This window comes from Pseudomonas sp. NY8896, from assembly GCF_039634505.1.
On record NZ_CP132350.1, the window covers coordinates 1,086,025 to 1,102,308 of the forward strand.

At 62.8% G+C, this 16,284-nt stretch carries 14 protein-coding genes; 12 read left to right on the forward strand and 2 right to left on the reverse strand.

Annotation, left to right across the window (positions count from 1 at the left end; all coding sequences use genetic code 11):
- Positions 1 to 14: 14 nt before the first annotated feature.
- Positions 15 to 266 carry a hypothetical protein gene (locus Q9451_RS04805; protein ID WP_345960887.1) on the reverse strand — a complete coding sequence of 84 codons (252 nt, stop codon included), beginning with the start codon at positions 264 to 266 and terminating at the stop codon, positions 15 to 17.
- Positions 267 to 340: 74 nt separating this feature from the next.
- On the opposite strand from Q9451_RS04805, the gene putP reads away from it, so the two are divergent.
- From putP to Q9451_RS04850, 9 genes are all read left to right on the forward strand, one after another.
- Positions 341 to 1,819, forward strand: a complete 1,479-nt coding sequence (putP, locus tag Q9451_RS04810) for a sodium/proline symporter PutP (protein WP_012274506.1) — start codon at positions 341 to 343, stop codon at positions 1,817 to 1,819.
- Between the two features lie 106 nt (positions 1,820 to 1,925).
- Complete coding sequence (rlmJ, locus tag Q9451_RS04815) at positions 1,926 to 2,762, forward strand: 23S rRNA (adenine(2030)-N(6))-methyltransferase RlmJ (protein WP_012274505.1); 837 nt, start codon at positions 1,926 to 1,928, stop codon at positions 2,760 to 2,762.
- 107 nt (positions 2,763 to 2,869) lie between these two features.
- The gene (locus Q9451_RS04820; protein ID WP_012274504.1) at positions 2,870 to 4,627 is read left to right on the forward strand and encodes a carbamoyltransferase; all 1,758 of its coding nucleotides are present in this window, start codon (positions 2,870 to 2,872) and stop codon (positions 4,625 to 4,627) included.
- The gene (locus Q9451_RS04825) at positions 4,611 to 5,741 is read left to right on the forward strand and encodes a glycosyltransferase (protein ID WP_012274503.1); all 1,131 of its coding nucleotides are present in this window, start codon (positions 4,611 to 4,613) and stop codon (positions 5,739 to 5,741) included. The genes Q9451_RS04820 and Q9451_RS04825 overlap by 17 nt, the downstream gene beginning before the upstream one ends.
- Positions 5,741 to 6,637, forward strand: coding sequence for an antimicrobial resistance protein Mig-14 (locus Q9451_RS04830; protein WP_012274502.1), 897 nt, complete (start codon positions 5,741 to 5,743; stop codon positions 6,635 to 6,637). The genes Q9451_RS04825 and Q9451_RS04830 overlap by 1 nt, the downstream gene beginning before the upstream one ends.
- Positions 6,634 to 8,037, forward strand: coding sequence for a PIG-L family deacetylase (locus tag Q9451_RS04835; RefSeq protein WP_012274501.1), 1,404 nt, complete (start codon positions 6,634 to 6,636; stop codon positions 8,035 to 8,037). The genes Q9451_RS04830 and Q9451_RS04835 overlap by 4 nt, the downstream gene beginning before the upstream one ends.
- Before the next feature lie 48 nt (positions 8,038 to 8,085).
- Positions 8,086 to 9,042, forward strand: coding sequence for a glycosyltransferase (locus tag Q9451_RS04840; protein ID WP_012274500.1), 957 nt, complete (start codon positions 8,086 to 8,088; stop codon positions 9,040 to 9,042).
- Between the two features lie 65 nt (positions 9,043 to 9,107).
- Entirely contained in the window at positions 9,108 to 9,881 is a 774-nt protein-coding gene (locus tag Q9451_RS04845; RefSeq protein ID WP_012274499.1) for a hypothetical protein, read from the forward strand.
- A gap of 37 nt (positions 9,882 to 9,918) precedes the next feature.
- A complete protein-coding gene (locus Q9451_RS04850) occupies positions 9,919 to 11,010 on the forward strand; it encodes a glycosyltransferase (protein WP_012274498.1) in 1,092 nt (363 codons plus the stop codon).
- 3 nt (positions 11,011 to 11,013) lie between these two features.
- Here the strand turns inward: Q9451_RS04850 and Q9451_RS04855 are convergent, their stop codons facing one another.
- Entirely contained in the window at positions 11,014 to 11,619 is a 606-nt protein-coding gene (locus Q9451_RS04855; protein WP_012274497.1) for a hypothetical protein, read from the reverse strand.
- A 100-nt stretch (positions 11,620 to 11,719) separates the two neighbouring features.
- Here Q9451_RS04855 and Q9451_RS04860 point away from each other — a divergent pair, with 100 nt between their 5' ends.
- From Q9451_RS04860 to hldE, 3 genes are all read left to right on the forward strand, one after another.
- Positions 11,720 to 12,895, forward strand: a complete 1,176-nt coding sequence (locus Q9451_RS04860) for an O-antigen ligase family protein (RefSeq protein WP_012274496.1) — start codon at positions 11,720 to 11,722, stop codon at positions 12,893 to 12,895.
- Positions 12,896 to 12,910: 15 nt separating this feature from the next.
- Positions 12,911 to 14,719 carry a lipid A export permease/ATP-binding protein MsbA gene (gene msbA, locus Q9451_RS04865; protein WP_012274495.1) on the forward strand — a complete coding sequence of 603 codons (1,809 nt, stop codon included), beginning with the start codon at positions 12,911 to 12,913 and terminating at the stop codon, positions 14,717 to 14,719.
- A 130-nt stretch (positions 14,720 to 14,849) separates the two neighbouring features.
- Entirely contained in the window at positions 14,850 to 16,271 is a 1,422-nt protein-coding gene (gene hldE, locus Q9451_RS04870; protein ID WP_012274494.1) for a bifunctional D-glycero-beta-D-manno-heptose-7-phosphate kinase/D-glycero-beta-D-manno-heptose 1-phosphate adenylyltransferase HldE, read from the forward strand.
- The last annotated feature ends 13 nt before the right edge of the window (positions 16,272 to 16,284 follow it).

Here is a 16,284-nt window from a genome sequence, read left to right on the forward strand (position 1 = left end):
GCCACGGCTGTGGCCTAAGCTGGCGCCAAGAGTAGCTGTAGGACAATTCGGGTGCAACCAGGTGCAACCCGAATTTTTTCTGAAGAAGGTGCAACTCGTCCGACAGGCATTTCCACACCTTGAAAAGGGGTGCTTTCGGTGCGTTTTATTCTGAAAAACCGCCTTTTTGCTCCAAAAAGGAGCAAAAAGGCTGCTGTTACGAAAAATGCTCGGCAAGGTGCAACTTGCAAATGAAAAATGGTTGCACCTGCTTTGCGTTGTTGCATAGGATTCGCCGCCTGGGTGCAACCGCCATGGCTGCGGTTGTGCATGAGATAAAAACAAACGCCAGGGCACACGCATGGGCAATCCACTAACGATCACTTTCGTGGTCTACATCGCGGCAATGGTGCTGATCGGCTTCGCCGCCTATCGCGCCACCAACAACCTTTCCGATTACATTCTGGGCGGTCGCAGCCTGGGTAGCGTGGTTACCGCGCTGTCTGCCGGCGCATCCGACATGAGCGGCTGGCTGCTGATGGGCCTGCCGGGCGCCATCTACTTCTCGGGCCTGTCCGAGGCCTGGATCGCCATCGGCCTGACCGTTGGTGCCTACCTGAACTGGCTGTTCGTGGCCGGCCGTCTGCGTGTGCAGACCGAACACAACGGTGACGCACTGACCCTGCCGGACTACTTCTCCAGCCGTTTCGAAGACCAAAGCGGCCTGCTGCGGATCATTTCGGCGATCGTCATCCTGGTGTTCTTCACCATCTACTGCGCTTCCGGCATCGTTGCCGGTGCCCGTCTGTTCGAAAGCACCTTCGGCATGTCGTACGAGACAGCCCTGTGGGCCGGCGCCGCGGCGACCATCGCCTACACCTTCGTGGGTGGCTTCCTGGCGGTAAGTTGGACCGACACCGTGCAGGCTTCGCTGATGATCTTCGCGCTGATCCTGACCCCGGTGATCGTGCTGATCTCCACGGGTGGCTTCGACACCACCTTCGCTGCCATCGAGGCGGTCAACCCGGCCAACTTCGACATGTTCAAGGGCGCTACCTTCATTGGCATCATCTCGCTGATGGGTTGGGGCCTGGGCTATTTCGGTCAGCCGCACATCCTGGCGCGTTTCATGGCCGCCGATTCGGTGAAATCGATTGCCAAAGCCCGTCGCATCTCCATGACCTGGATGATTCTGTGCCTGGCCGGTACCTGTGCCGTGGGCTTCTTCGGTATCGCCTACTTCTCGGCCAACCCTGATCTGGCGGGCCCGGTGACCGAAAACCACGAGCGCGTGTTCATCGAGCTGGCGAAGATCCTGTTCAGCCCATGGATCGCCGGTGTATTGCTGTCGGCCATTCTGGCGGCGGTGATGAGCACCCTGAGCTGCCAACTGCTGGTGTGCTCCAGTGCCCTGACCGAAGACTTCTACAAGTCGTTCCTGCGCAAGAACGCTTCGCAGCTCGAGCTGGTGTGGGTCGGTCGTCTGATGGTGCTGGCCGTAGCCCTGATCGCCATTGCCATGGCTGCCAACCCGGAAAACCGCGTGCTGGGCCTGGTGGCCTACGCCTGGGCCGGCTTCGGCGCTGCATTCGGCCCGGTGGTGCTGATTTCGGTACTGTGGAAAGGCATGACCCGCAACGGCGCACTGGCCGGTATCGTGGTGGGCGCAGTGACCGTGATCGTGTGGAAGCAGATCGATACCTGGGGCCTGTACGAAATCATCCCAGGCTTCCTGCTGGCGAGCATCGCCATCGTGCTGGTGAGCAAGATGGGCAGCCCTTCGAAGGCGATGGTGCAGCGCTTCGAGACTGCCGATGCGGCGTACCACGCTGACAAGTAACAGCCGTTGAATTGGCGGCGCCTGCTCAGCGGGCGCCGCCAATCAGCAGCCAGGCCTGACTCCGCCTGCAAGGCAAGGTAAACTTGCACTCCCCGCAGGAGTTGCCATGAACTATCGTCACGCCTTCCACGCCGGCAACCACGCCGACGTCCTCAAACACATCGTGCTGACCCGCCTCATCGCCCTGATGTCGCGCAAGGAGCAGCCGTTCGCCTACATCGATACCCACGCAGGCCTTGGCCTGTACGACCTGCAAGGCGACCAGGCAACTCGCACCGGCGAGTACCTGGAAGGCGTCGCTCGTCTGTGGAACCGCGATGACCTGCCGGCCATGGCCGACGACTACCTGCGCGTCATCAAGCGCCTGAACGCCGACGGCGAGCTGCGCTACTACCCAGGTTCGCCCGAACTGGCCCGCCGCCTGATGCGCCAGCAGGACCGTGCCCTGCTCAACGAGAAGCACCCCGAAGACGGCCCGCTGCTCAAAGAGAACATGAAGAAAGACCCGCGCGTGGTCGTGCATCTGGGCGAAGGCTGGCATGTGCCGCGTGCCTTGCTGCCTGTGCAGGAAAAGCGCGCGATCATGCTGATCGACCCGCCGTTCGAACAGGCCGATGAGCTCAAGCGTTGCACCAATGCCATGAAAGAGGCGATTGGCCGCATGCGTCAGACGGTTGTGGCCATCTGGTACCCGATCAAGGACCAGCGCTCGCTGACCCGCTATTACCAGGACCTGACCAGCACCGGCGCGCCGAAATTGCTGCGGGTCGAGCTATACGTGCACCACCAGGACAGCCCGCAGGGCCTTAATGGTTCGGGCCTGGCCATCGCCAACCCGCCGTGGGGCCTGGAAGAAGAGCTCAAGGAGTTGTTGCCTTGGCTGGCCAAAGAGCTGGCGCAGACGGACGGTAGCTACCGCATGGATTGGCTGATCGCCGAATAATACAGGTTGCCGCGTTGCGCACATGTTTGCGTTATAATTCCGCCCTTTAGCCGCCACCCGCCCAAGAGGCAGCTGGCGCATTTTTACCGAATGAAGAGGCTAATCCCTTGGCATTGACGATTCTTGGCCTGTCCGGCGCCCTTAGCCATGACCCTTCCGCGGCCCTGTACATTGACGGCAAGCTGATTGCCGCCGCCGAAGAAGAGCGCTTCGTGCGTGACAAGCATGCGAAGAACCGCATGCCCTACGAGTCGGCGAAGTTCTGCCTGGAACAGGCAGGCATCAAGCCGTCCGATGTCGACGTGGTAGCCATCCCGTTCGCCCCGATCAGCCTGTTCGGCAAGGCGCGCTGGCACTATGCCAAGCGCTACTGGTACGCCCCGGATCGCGCCCTCGACGCCATCCTGATGGGCAACCGTCGCTACAAGCGCTACCGCAAGAAGATCGTCTGGTGCCTGGAGCAACTGGGCTTCGACCCGAAAAAGGTCAAGATCGAGCCGGTCGAGCACCACCTGGCCCACGCTTCCAGTGCGTACCACTGCTCGGGCTTCAAGGAAAAAACCGCGATTCTCGGCATTGACGGTAAAGGCGAGTACGCCACCACCTTCTTTGGCTACGGCGAAAACGGCAAGATCCACAAGATCAAGGAATTCTTCGACCCGGACTCGTTGGGCGGCCTGTACGGCGCGATCACCGAGTTCCTCGGCTTCGAGATGCTCGATGGCGAGTTCAAGGTCATGGGCATGGCGCCTTACGGCGACGCCAGCAAGTACGATTTCTCGCGCCTGGCCAGCTTCGAAAACGGCGAGCTGGTGATCAACACCGAGTACGCCAACGTCATCGGCCTGCGCCGCTATAAAGAGAAGGGCAAGGGTTTCTACTTCTCGCCGAAACTGATCGAATGGCTGGGCCCCAAGCGCGAAGGCGACATCGCCGACGAGCCGTACATCCACTACGCGGCCAGCATGCAGGCGCTGTTCGAGAAGCTGGCGCTGCAGATGATCGACCACTACCTGGGCGACACCCTGCGTGAAACCGGCAAGCTGGCCTTCGCCGGCGGCTGCGCGCTGAACGTCAAGCTCAACCAGAAGATCATCGCCCGCCCGGACGTGAAGGAACTGTTCGTCCAGCCGGCCTCCGGCGACGCCGGCACTGCCGTTGGCGCCGCAGCCTACGTTTCCCACGCCCGTGGCGTACCGGTCGAGAAGATGGAACACGTCTACCTCGGCCCTTCGTACTCCAACGAGGACGTGATTGCCGCCTGCGCCCGTCATCCGAACCAGCCGAAGTGGCGCAAGCTTGAGAACATGCCCCAGCAGATCGCCAAGATCATGGTGGATGGCAATCCGGTGGCCTGGTTCCAAGGCCGCATGGAGTTCGGTCCGCGTGCCCTGGGTGGCCGTTCGATCATTGGCTGCCCGAGCGTCGAAGGCGTGGCCGACCGCATCAACCACCAGATCAAGTTCCGTGAACGCTGGAGACCTTTCTGCCCGTCGATGCTCGACACCGTTGCCCCGCAGATGATCAAGGTCGACCACCCGGCGCCATTCATGACCTTCACCTTCGAAGTGGCTGAGGAGTGGAAGACGCGCGTACCGGAAGTGGTGCACGAGGACGGCACTTCGCGTGCCCAGGTGCTCAAGCGCGAGTACAACCCGCGCTACTACGACATGATGAAGGCGCTGGAAGACCTGACCGGCAACGGCGTGTCGCTGAACACCTCGCTGAACCGCCGTGGCGAACCGATGATCTGCTCACCGACCGATGCCCTGAACATGTTCTTCGGCTCGGACCTGCAGTACCTGATCATGGAAGACATCCTGGTCGTGAAGGACGGCGCCGCCGCCTATGACCAGCCGCTCTGAACCGCGCATCCTGCAGTTCTGCCATGGTTATGACGGGCCTTTCCTCGACTGCGCCCGTCAGTACGCCAGCCTGTTCCAGGGGCGTGGCTACCAGGTCACCACGGTGTTCCTCACCGGGGCAGCCGACCCGCAGGTAGCGGCCGGCTGTGCGTCGGACGAGGTGTTGTTCCTGGAGTTCAGCTCCAAGGCCGTGCGCGGTTTGAAGCTCGGGGCGATCCGCGCGTTGCGGCGGATCGCGGCCGAGCGCAACTTCGCCTTCTGCATCGCCCACCGCTTCAAGCCCATCTACGTCGCCCTGCTGGGTACCGGCCTGCCGGTGATTGGCGTGCACCATGCCTTTGGTGACTATGAGCGCAAGGGCCGCCGGCTGTTCGCCAACCTGTTCAGCAAGCGCCTGAGCCTGCTGGGTGTGTCGGACGCGGTGCGTGACGACATGCGTCGGTGCCTGCCACAGTGGCCGGCCGAACGCATCCAGACCCTGTACAACCGCATCGACATCGACGCCCTGCAAATGGCCCTGGTGCCGCATGCCGAGGCGCGCCAGGCCCTGGGCCTGGATGCGCAGGCGTGGATCGTCGGCAACGTCGGGCGCTTGCACCCGGACAAGGACCAGGCCACTTTGTTGCGTGGCTTTGCCCAAGCGCTGCCGGGGCTGCCGGCGGGTGCTCGCTTGGCTATCCTCGGCAAGGGCCGCCTGGCGGACGAACTCAAGGCCTTGGCTGCCGAGCTCGGTATTGCCGGGCAGGTGGACTTCCTGGGTCAGGTGCCGGATGCGCGGCGTTACTTCCAGGCCTTCGATGTGTTCGCCCTGAGCTCCGACCATGAGCCGTTCGGCATGGTCCTGCTCGAAGCCATGGTCGCCGGCGTGCCGGTGCTGGCCACGGCCTGTGGCGGTGCCCGCGAAGTCGTCGAGGGTGTTGGCGTGCTGTTCCCGTTGGGCGATGCTGCCCAGCTGGCTCAAGGCCTGAAGCACATGGCCACGCTGGACGCCGAGCAGCGCCAGGCTTGTGCCGAGCACATGCTGCAGCGCCTGCGTGAGCGTTTCTCCGACCAGGCAGTGCGCGAGGCCTTCTGGCAGCTGCCGCAGGTGCGTGCGCTGGTGGGGCAGGCCTGATGCTCAATCGTATCCAGGCCTTCCGCGAACGCGGTTGGCAAACTGTCGACGCCAAGGCCTATGCCGAGGCATGGGCGCGCTTTGGTGGCAGTGTCGCCACCCATCCGCTGGTGGTCGAGCAACTGGCTGATCTGGCGCAGATCCCGGTGCGATACCTGGGTTGGTATCAGGCCGGTGAGCTCAAGGCCGCCATTCCCACCTGGGGGCACCACCTGGCGCTGGCCAAGGACGTGCTCAAGCGTGCCGGCAAGAAAGCCCTGTTCGACCTTGGCAATGCCGAAATCATCCTGCCGGCGGCGGTCGATGCCGCGGCGCCGTTGCGTCATACCGTGCGTTACCTGTCCGAGCTGAACCAAGGGCGCTTCAGCGGCCTGAAGGCGCAGAAGGAGCAGTTGGCGATGGCCCGGGCGCCCGAAGATCTGTCGAAGAAGTTCCGCTACAACCAGCGCCGCGAACTGCGCCTGCTGGAAGAGGCGGGCGGCGTGGTACGCCCGATCAGTGACTTCGCTGCCCAGGACATCGCCAGCATGTACTGCGACCTGTTCCTGCGCCGCTGGGGCTTTCCAGCCACAGGCGCCGAGCGCATGGCCGATGTGCTGGAGCGCCTGCGCGAGCTGCTGATCGGCTCGGTGCTGCTGCTGGACGGCAAGCCGATTGCCATCCAGTTGGTGTACCGCGTCGAAGCGCCAGAGTGGATCAGCGTCGAATACATCAATGGCGGCGTCGACCCTGAAACCAAGGCCTTCAGCCCCGGCAGTGTGCTGAGCTTCCTCAATACCCAGGCCGCTTGGGAAGATGCCCGCGCGCGCAACAAGCCACTGCGGTTCTCGTTCGGCCGTGCCGACCGCGAGTACAAGGACCGTTGGTGCAACCCCGTGCCGGTGTATCAGGCGTGAGCCGCAAGCAGCAGTTGCTCAAGCGCCACCGGCGCAACAAGCGCCTGGGCCTGCTGGTGGGCCTAGTCGCGCTTGTCGCCCTCGGTGTTATCAGCTGGTGGTGGCTGCCACTGCTGCTGTTGCCGCTGCTCTGGGCTGCCCATGAAGCCTGGTTTGCCGACCACCTGTTCTATGCGCCAGGTGAGGACTATGCCTACGACTTTGGCGACCAGGCGCAACCGGTACCAGCCAGCCTGCAGGACGGTCTGCTCAAGGCCGAGTGCGCGCTGCAGGGCGACGAAACCCTGGTGCTTGAGCTGCACGTAAAAAGCAGCTGGCTGGGGCGGTTTCTCGACCCTCGGGTCGAGCTGACCGCTGCCGATCAGTCCGATCGGCAAACGTTCGAGCGTGGTGTCGATGGCGTGCGGTTCCTCAACCTGACTGGCCTGGCTGCGCCGCTGCAAGCCGGCACGTTGCGCCTGCGCGGTCGGCATTGCCGGCTGCTGGGCCAGGCTCGGCTGTGGATAACCCCGGCGGTCGAGCTGCAGCGGCGTCGGGTGATGGTAATCGCGCCACATGCCGACGACGCCGAGCTGGCCGCGTATGGCCTGTACAGTCAGGCCGACGAAACCTGGGTGGTGACCCTGACCGCCGGTGAGATCGAGGCCGAGCATTATCAACAGATGGGCCTGGCAAAAGCTGAGGCCGCGCGTCTGAAGGGCCGCCTGCGTGCCTGGGACAGCATCGCCGTGCCGCGTTGGGCCGGTGTGCCGGAGTCGCGTTGCGTGCAACTGGGTTACTTCTGCCTGCAACTGCCTGCCATGCAGGCCGCGCCCGATCAGCCGGCCGTCTCTCGTGACGCCGAACTCGCCGATATTCGCCTGTTCCGCCAGTTCAACCCGTTCCCATTGCCAGGCGACCGCGATGGCGCGCCAACCTGGCACAACCTGCTGGCCGACCTGCGTGCCTTGCTGGAACTGGCAAGGCCAGAGGTGTTGGTGATGCCGCACCCGCAACTCGACCCGCATCCCGACCACATCTGCGCTCAGGCGGCAGTGCTGGAAGCCCTGCAAGGCCTGGCCTGGCAGCCACAAACCCTGCTGTGCTATGCCAACCACCTGCATGACAACGACCGCTGGCCTATGGGCGACAGCGGCGATGGCGTGGCCCTGCCTCCGCAGTTGAGCGCTGCGCAGGCCTGGGCACCTTGCAGCCTGGTCCTGGACCGGGCTACCCAGCACGACAAGGCCATGGCCCTGGGCATGATGCACGACCTGCAGCCGCCCGCGCCGTTCAAGCGCCGCCTGCGCCGCTGGTTGCAACGCTGGCTGGCCGCGCGTCGGCCGTCGCCTTATGGAGAGAACGAGTTCTTCCGCAAGGCCGTGCGCCGACACGAACTGTTCTGGCGGCGCGAGCTGTAAGCACGCCCCATGGTTGACCGCGATGGCGCAGAGCGCCCAAGGAAAGCAATGAAAGTCCTATTTCTGGTACAGAAGGAACAGCGGGCGATTCTCGACCGCCTGTACGACGGCGTCGCGGCCAACTGCGAATGCGACCTGCGCTGGCTGACCAGCGAAGACCAACGCAACCTGCGTCGCTATTTCAAGCGTGAAGTGCAGGTCGAACGCTATGACCGCATCGTGTTCTTCCTGCGCTTCAAGCAGGAGATCCGCCAGGTGGCCTTCATCCGTACCGTGCCGAACCTGGTCATCCTCGAGCACGACGCCTACCAGAACTACATCCCGTGCAAGTACACCGGCAAGTTCAGCGCCCATTACCGGCAACTGCCATGGGCCCGGGTGATCAGCTCTGGCTACATGGTCAGCGAACGCCTGCGCCAGGAGGGTTTTGACGCGGTGTTCGTGCCCAAGGGCTACGACGAGCAGTTGCTGACGGACCAGGGGCGTGAGCGCGATATCGAACTGGCCTTCGTCGGCAGTGTCAACAGCGTGGCCTACAGCGGTCGCAAGGCGTTGCTGGACGAGTTGGGGCAGGTCGAGAACCTGCTGGTAACCCGCACCAAGTCGGGTGAGGACTACTGCAACACGCTCAACCGTATCCGTTTTTTCGTCAGTGCCGACGTCGGTATGGGCGAATACATGATCAAGAACTTCGAAGCCATGGCCTGTGGCTGTGTGTTGCTGGCGTACGACCAGGGCGAGGAAGAAAACCGCGCATTGGGCCTGCAGGACATGCACAACGTGGTGTTCTATGACAACATCCCGACCCTTCAGGAAAAGCTCCGCCGCTTGCGCGCGGACCCTGATCTGGCCCGGCAGATTGCAGAAAACGGCCGCCATTTGGCGGTTTCCCGTTTCAGTTTCGGCGCAGTTGGACGTAGCATCGTCGACCAAATGCGCCCGGCGCTCAGGCCCCACCCGCCATTGTCTGCATGGCAGCGGCTGCGCCTGAAGCTGGGCATCTAAATAAGAGCTTTCACGCCCAGGAGCGGGTTGTTGAAAGCCGACAGTCGCAATGCGGAGGGAGTCCGGTGCGCTTTTCAAATGAGAGTGACGTCACGCTCGTCGTGACCAGTTGTGGGCGGTTCGATCTGCTCAAAGACACCCTTGAGAGTTTCGATCGCTACAACACCGCGCCCATTCGCGAGGTATTCATCACCGAAGATTCCGGTGACGATGCCGTGCATGCCGCTGTGCCGGAGCACTGGAAGCCGTACTGCAAGGTGTTCGTCAATCGCCCCAAGCTTGGCCAATTGCCGTCTATCGACCTGGCTTACAGCCACGTCAAGACGCCGTACATCTTTCACTGCGAAGACGACTGGCATTTCTACCGCCAAGGCTTCGTCGAAGACTCGCGGGCCATTCTGGAGGTCAGCCCCAACCTGTTGCAGGTGTGGCTGCGCAGCCATGCCCACGACCTGGCTATCCACAGCCCGTACATCCACCTGGGTGATCGCCAGGTGATCGCCGGCGTGCCGTGTTATCCGCTGCTTTCCGAAAAAGCCGAATGGCAGGCATTCTCGCTCAATCCTGGCCTGCGTCGCTTGAGCGATTACCAGCGCTGCGCGCCATTTGCCGCCTATGCTGGAGAGAAGGCGCTTTCCCGACGCTACGCTGAGTTAAATCTGACAGCGGTCACCTTGGAGGGTGATGCAGTCTTGCACACAGGATTCGGTAATCACGTGACCTTGCCCATTGAAGTGGAGCGTAAGGCCAAGCGTCGTCAACGTGATCGGATAAAGCTGGCATTGACGCTGGTGACGGGTGCCTTGATCGGCATGGGTATCACCATTTTTGTTCAATGAAGTCGCTGTCCCACCTGACATGAGCGGGAGAGGGCCCATGAACATCGTCAATATGATGTGGGCGGGTGGAACGCCGTACATGTCCATCCACAAGGTGCATCGGCAGGTGTTGTCGAACGCGGGTGCCGATGCCCGGATCAGTAACTGGCTGCTGCTGGGCAGCGGGCTCTGCTGTGGGCTCGGTTCTACCCGGGAGTGGCACATGCCGTCACGTGCGCTCAAAGGGCGGCACTTGTGGCGCTTGCTTCGCCCGTGGCTGCGCATGCGCTTGCGCAAGGCGCTGGCCGAAGCCAGGGCAGAAATCGTGCTGCTCGACGGTATTGGCGTCGCGCGGCTGGTGCTGCCGTTGCTGCAGAACATTCCCGAGGTGCGCGCCAAGGTGCTGTTCCATGGCAAGACGCGTCTGCACGCCAGCGATATTCGCCTGTTGCGCAGGCTCCCGGCCGAGCGCCTGAGTATCGCAGCGGTGTCGCAGACCTTGGCCGAGTCGCTGGAACGCGATCTGGGCAGGCCGGTGCAGACGCTACGCATGGCGCTCGACCCACTGGCGTTCGTCGAGCCGTTGCTGAGCCGGGACCAGGCCAGGCAGGCGCTGCGATTGCCTCAGGCCGGCGGGGTGATGTTGGGTGCGGTAGGGCGTTTGGTAGAGAGCAAGGGCTTTGAAATGCTGATCGAGGCATTCGCCAAAGCATGTGCTCGGCAACCGTGCCTGCAACTGGCGATCATTGGCGAGGGGCCGCAGCACGCCGCGCTCCAGGCACGTATCGACGCGCTGGGCCTGGCTGGGCGGGTTCATCTATGTGGCCACCGCGAAGACCTGCAGCAGTTGTATCGGGCCTTCGACTGGCTATTGGTGCCTTCGCGTTCCGAAGGGCTGGGGCTGGTAGTGCAAGAGGCCGTGATGGCCGATGTGCCGGTGGTGTGCAGCGACCTGCAAGTGTTCCGCGAGCAGTTACGCGACACCGGGGGCTACCTGCCCATTGCCGACGAGAGCGCCTGGGCCGAGGCGATCGAGCGTTGTTCGGCGTTGAGCGCTTCGGCGGTTGCCGCGCAGCAGCGCCAGGCGTTGGCGCCGGAGCAGGCCTGGCAGGCGTTCTGCAACGGCTCGCAGAGCCTGTTGCGCAGCTGACGCTCAGCGCGCCAGCAGGGCTGCCTCGAAGGCGGCGAGGGGGAACCGGTCGCCCAGGTTCTCCCGCTCGATATAGCGCACCATATGCTGCACATTGCGCCGAATCATGCGTGCCGACAGCGGCGGGCGCAGGAAACGCATATCGGCCACGTCGATCAGGCCCAGGCGCTGGTCGGGGGTGACCACCACGTTGCCCAGGTGCAGCGAGCGAAAGTACACACCGCTGCGGTGCAGCTGGCGAATCAGTTCGATCAGGCGTGGCAGGTAAACGTCCCAGCTGAAGCCTTCATCGCGCGACATCTGCAGCAGCGTGCGCCCGGGCAGCGGGCGATACAGCACGGCGGTGCGGCCAGGCAGGTCGAGCTTGTGCTGGCTGATCACCTCGAGGGTGGGGATGCCCAGTTGCGCCAGCTGCGCGGCGTTATCGACAAAGCGCTGGGAGTAAGGGCGCAAAAGCGCAGATGAAATCAGCCGCTTCCTACGAAAAACCTTAAGGAAATTTCCATTCGCGAGCAGGTAGACTTTGGCACCATGGCTGTCTGCCTCAAGCACCTGTGCGCCTTGTGTCAGCTGATCGAAGTCGACCTGGGTGAGCCGGGAGCATTGCATGAATAGAGCCTTGTCGTCTGGCGAGCAAAATGACCGGCAATAATGCCGAAAATAATGCTGTAGCACCATGGATGGTGTCTTTGATTCATCGGGGGAAAGGATGTTGTATCAAAAAAGCTGGGCACGGGCCTGGTTAGGTTTGGGTCTGGTCTGGTTCCTGGCGGCGATTGCCCTGGCACCGAGCAACAAGGTTTATCAGCAGGGGCTGGTGTTGTTCCTGTGGCTGCCGACGCTGGTCTTGGCCTGGTCGGCGCGTGACGTGCTGGTGCAGGCCTGGAAGCGCCAGCCGGCGCTGTGGGGGAGCGTGCTGCTGCTGTTGGCCTGGAGCGGGCTGAGCCTGGTGTGGTCATCTGCGGAAGATGACGGGCGCGAGATCAAACGGCTGCTCTACATCCTGGTGTTCCTGTTGGCTTTCCCGTTGCTCGCCCAGCTTGGCCTGGGCCGTATTCGCCAGCTGTTGCTGCTTGGCAGCGCGCTACTGGCCATTGCGGCACTGGTCTCGATCATCAAGTTCTATGGGTTGCAGCGCATGCCTTTGCTGATGAGGCTGGCGGGTATCGGTGAGATATCCCACCCCATCCTGGGCGCCTATGTCATTGGCTCGGCCGTGCTCTTCCTGCTCTACGAGCCACCTCGGCAACGAGGCTTGCAGCTGTTGTGGCTGGCGGCACTGGCTTGCCTGGGGGCCTTCGCCATGCTCAGCCAGAGCCGTGGGGCGCTTCTGGCGCTGGTGATCACCGTGGTGATGGCGCCGCTGTGGTTCCGCGACCGCCACAGCCGAGTGTTTTCCATCCTCGCAGTCATTGCCACGGGCCTTGCTTTCTACTTGGTGTACGATCTGATCGCCAAGCGTGGCTCGTCGTACCGGCCGGAAATCTTCCATGCTGTGGTGGACATGATTGCCGCGCATCCCTGGACTGGCCTGGGCCTGGGCTCGGCCTACGAGGTGAGTGCGGTTGGCAAGCATTTTGACCATACCCACAACATGTTCACCCACATCGCGGTCGAGATGGGGCTGCCCGGTATGCTGCTGTGGACCATGGTATGGCTGTTCACGCTGGGTGAAATCGTGCGCGCGCGCGGCACCCTGTTCGGCAAGGTCCTGCTGGGGTTCTGGGTGTATTCGACCCTGGCCATGCAGTTCGATGCTGCCAGCCTCACTGGTACGCCGCGTGCCGAATGGTTCATCAGCTGGCTGCCGGTGGGCCTTGCCATGATGCTGCCATGGGGGCGTGCCGAAAATGACGCCTGTGGTAAAATTTCCGGTTCAACCTGAACAGCGAGCTCGATAATGGCCGAAACCCCGCGACCGGCGGAGCACACCTCCAGCCTGAAGATCTACTTCCGGCTGCTGAGCTATGTGAAACCCTATGTCGGCATTTTCCTGCTGAGCATTGTCGGTTTCGTGATCTTTGCCTCGACCCAGCCGATGCTGGCCGGCATTCTCAAGTATTTCGTCGATGGCCTGAGCAACCCCGAAGCGGTGTTGTTCCCCAACGTGCCCTACCTGCGTGACCTGCAATTGCTGCAGGCGGTGCCGCTGCTGATCATCCTGATCGCCGCCTGGCAGGGCCTGGGCTCGTTCCTCGGCAACTACTTCCTGGCCAAGGTGTCCCTGTGCCTGGTGCACGACCTGCGTGTGGAGTTGTTCAACAAGCTGCTGGTGCTGCCTAACCGCTACTTCGACAACCACAACTCCGGTCACCTGATTTCGCGCATCACCTTCAACGTGACCATGGTCACCGGCGCGGCCACCGATGCCATCAAGGTGGTGATCCGCGAAGGCCTGACCGTGGTGTTCCTGTTTGCCTACCTGCTGTGGATGAACTGGCACCTGACCCTGGTGATGGTCGCCATCCTGCCGGTGATCGCGGTCATGGTCAGCATCGCCAGCAAGAAATTCCGCAAGCAGAGCAAGAAGATCCAGGTGGCAATGGGCGACGTTACCCACGTGGCGTCGGAAACCATCCAGGGCTACCGCGTGGTCCGCAGCTTCGGCGGCGAGGCCTACGAGGAGCAGCGTTTCGGCAAAGCCAGCCAGAGCAACACCGACAAGCAACTGCGCATGACCAAGACCGGCTCGCTGTACACGCCGATGCTGCAACTGGTGATCTACAGCGCCATGGCCGCGCTGATGTTCCTGGTGCTGTTCCTGCGGGGCGAGTCCACCGCCGGTGACCTGGTAGCCTATATCACTGCTGCTGGCCTGCTGCCCAAGCCGATTCGCCAGCTGTCGGAAGTCAGCTCGACCATCCAGAAGGGCCTGGCAGGTGCCGAGAGCATCTTCGAGCAGTTGGACGAAGAGCCTGAGCTGGACACCGGTACTGTCGAGAAGGAGCGTGTGGAAGGGCGCCTGGAAGTGCGCAACCTGAGCTTCACCTACCCGGGTACCGAGCGTGAAGTGCTGAGCGACATCAGTTTTGTCGCCGAACCTGGGCAGATGATCGCCCTGGTCGGCCGTTCCGGCAGTGGCAAGTCGACCTTGGCGGCGCTTATCCCACGCTTCTATCACCACGACCAGGGGCAGATTCTGCTCGATGGCGTGGAAATCGAAAACTATCGCCTGCGCAACCTGCGTCGCCATGTTTCGCAGGTAACCCAGCACGTCACCCTGTTCAACGACACCGTGGCCAACAACATCGCCTACGGTGACTTGGCCGGTGCCCCACGCGCAGACATCGAAGCCGCCGCAGCCGATGCCTACGCCAAGGAGTTCGTCGACCGGCTGCCGAAGGGCTTCGATACCGAAGTGGGAGAGAACGGTGTACTGCTGTCCGGTGGCCAGCGCCAGCGCCTGGCAATTGCACGGGCGCTGCTGAAAAACGCGCCGCTGCTGATCCTCGACGAGGCTACTTCTGCGTTGGATACCGAGTCCGAGCGGCATATCCAGGCTGCCCTGGATCACGTGATGCAAGGCCGTACCACGCTGGTGATCGCTCACCGCCTGTCGACGATCGAGAAGGCCGACCAGATCCTGGTCATGGACCAGGGCCGCCTGGTCGAGCGTGGCACGCATGCCGAGCTGCTTGCGGCCAATGGCCATTATGCCCGCTTGCATGCCATGGGCCTGGATGAGCCGGCCAAGGCCGATATCACCTGAACCCTCCTTGATCGGGGCCGTCATGGCCCCGATTGTCACGGGAATTTTCTGGGTACGATCTGGCCATAAAGCCGTCGACTACCCTGTGCTAATATCCTGCCCCTGTTCATTATTTCCATATGGGTTGCCCATGAAGTTGTCCATGCCGCGTTTCGATCAAGCCCCGGTACTGGTGGTCGGCGATGTCATGCTCGACCGCTACTGGCATGGCGGTACTTCGCGTATTTCGCCTGAAGCGCCAGTCCCGGTGGTCAAGGTCGATCAAATCGAGGATCGCCCCGGCGGCGCGGCCAACGTTGCCTTGAACATTGCCGCGCTGGGCGCGCCGGCTTCGCTGATCGGCGTCACCGGCCAGGACGAAGCTGCCGACAGCCTGGCCAACAGCCTGCAGGCTGCCGGTGTGCGTTCGGTGTTCCAGCGCATCGCGCACCAGCCGACCATCGTCAAGCTGCGGGTCATGAGCCGTCACCAGCAACTGCTGCGTATCGATTTCGAAGAGCCGTTCGCCACCGACCCATTGTCGCTGGCCACCGAGGTCGACAGCCTGCTCGAGGGCGTCAAGGTGCTGGTTCTGTCCGACTACGGCAAGGGCGCGCTGAAGAATCACCAAAGCCTGATCCAGGCGGCGCGGGCCAAAGGCATTCCGGTGCTGGCCGACCCCAAGGGCAAGGACTTTTCCATTTACCGTGGTGCCAGCCTAATCACCCCGAACCTCAGCGAGTTCGAGACCATCGTTGGCCGTTGCACCGATGAGGCCGACCTGGTTGCCAAGGGTTTGCAACTGCTGCAGGACCTGGACCTCGGCGCCTTGCTGGTAACCCGTGGCGAGCACGGCATGACCCTGCTGCGCGTGGGCCAGCCGGCGCTGCACCTGCCGGCGCGGGCACGTGAAGTGTTCGACGTGACCGGTGCCGGTGATACCGTCATCTCCACCCTCGCCGCAGCCATTGCCGCTGGCGAGGACCTGCCCCATGCTGTGGCCCTGGCCAACCTGGCGGCAGGCATCGTGGTCGGCAAGCTGGGTACGGCGGCCATCAGCGCCCCTGAACTGCGCCGCGCCATCCAGCGTGAGGAAGGCTCCGAGCGCGGTGTGCTGGGCCTGGAGCAACTGCTGCTGGCCATCGATGACGCGCGGGCACACAAAGAGAAGATCGTCTTCACCAACGGCTGCTTCGACATCCTGCATGCCGGGCATGTCACCTACCTGGAACAGGCACGGGCCCAAGGCGATCGCCTGATCGTCGCGGTCAACGACGATGCTTCGGTCAGCCGCCTGAAAGGGCCGGGCCGGCCAATCAACAGTGTCGACCGGCGCATGGCCGTACTGGCCGGCTTGGGCGCGGTGGATTGGGTGATCAGCTTCCCGGAAGGCACCCCGGAAAACCTGCTGAGCCAGGTCAAGCCGGATGTGCTGGTCAAGGGTGGCGACTACGGCATCGACCAGGTGGTGGGTGCCGATATCGTCAAGGCCTATGGCGGCACCGTGAAGGTGCTGGGGCTGGTCGAGAACAGCTCGACCACGGCGATTGTCGAGAAAATTCGCAAGAACTGATACAGCTGGGGCT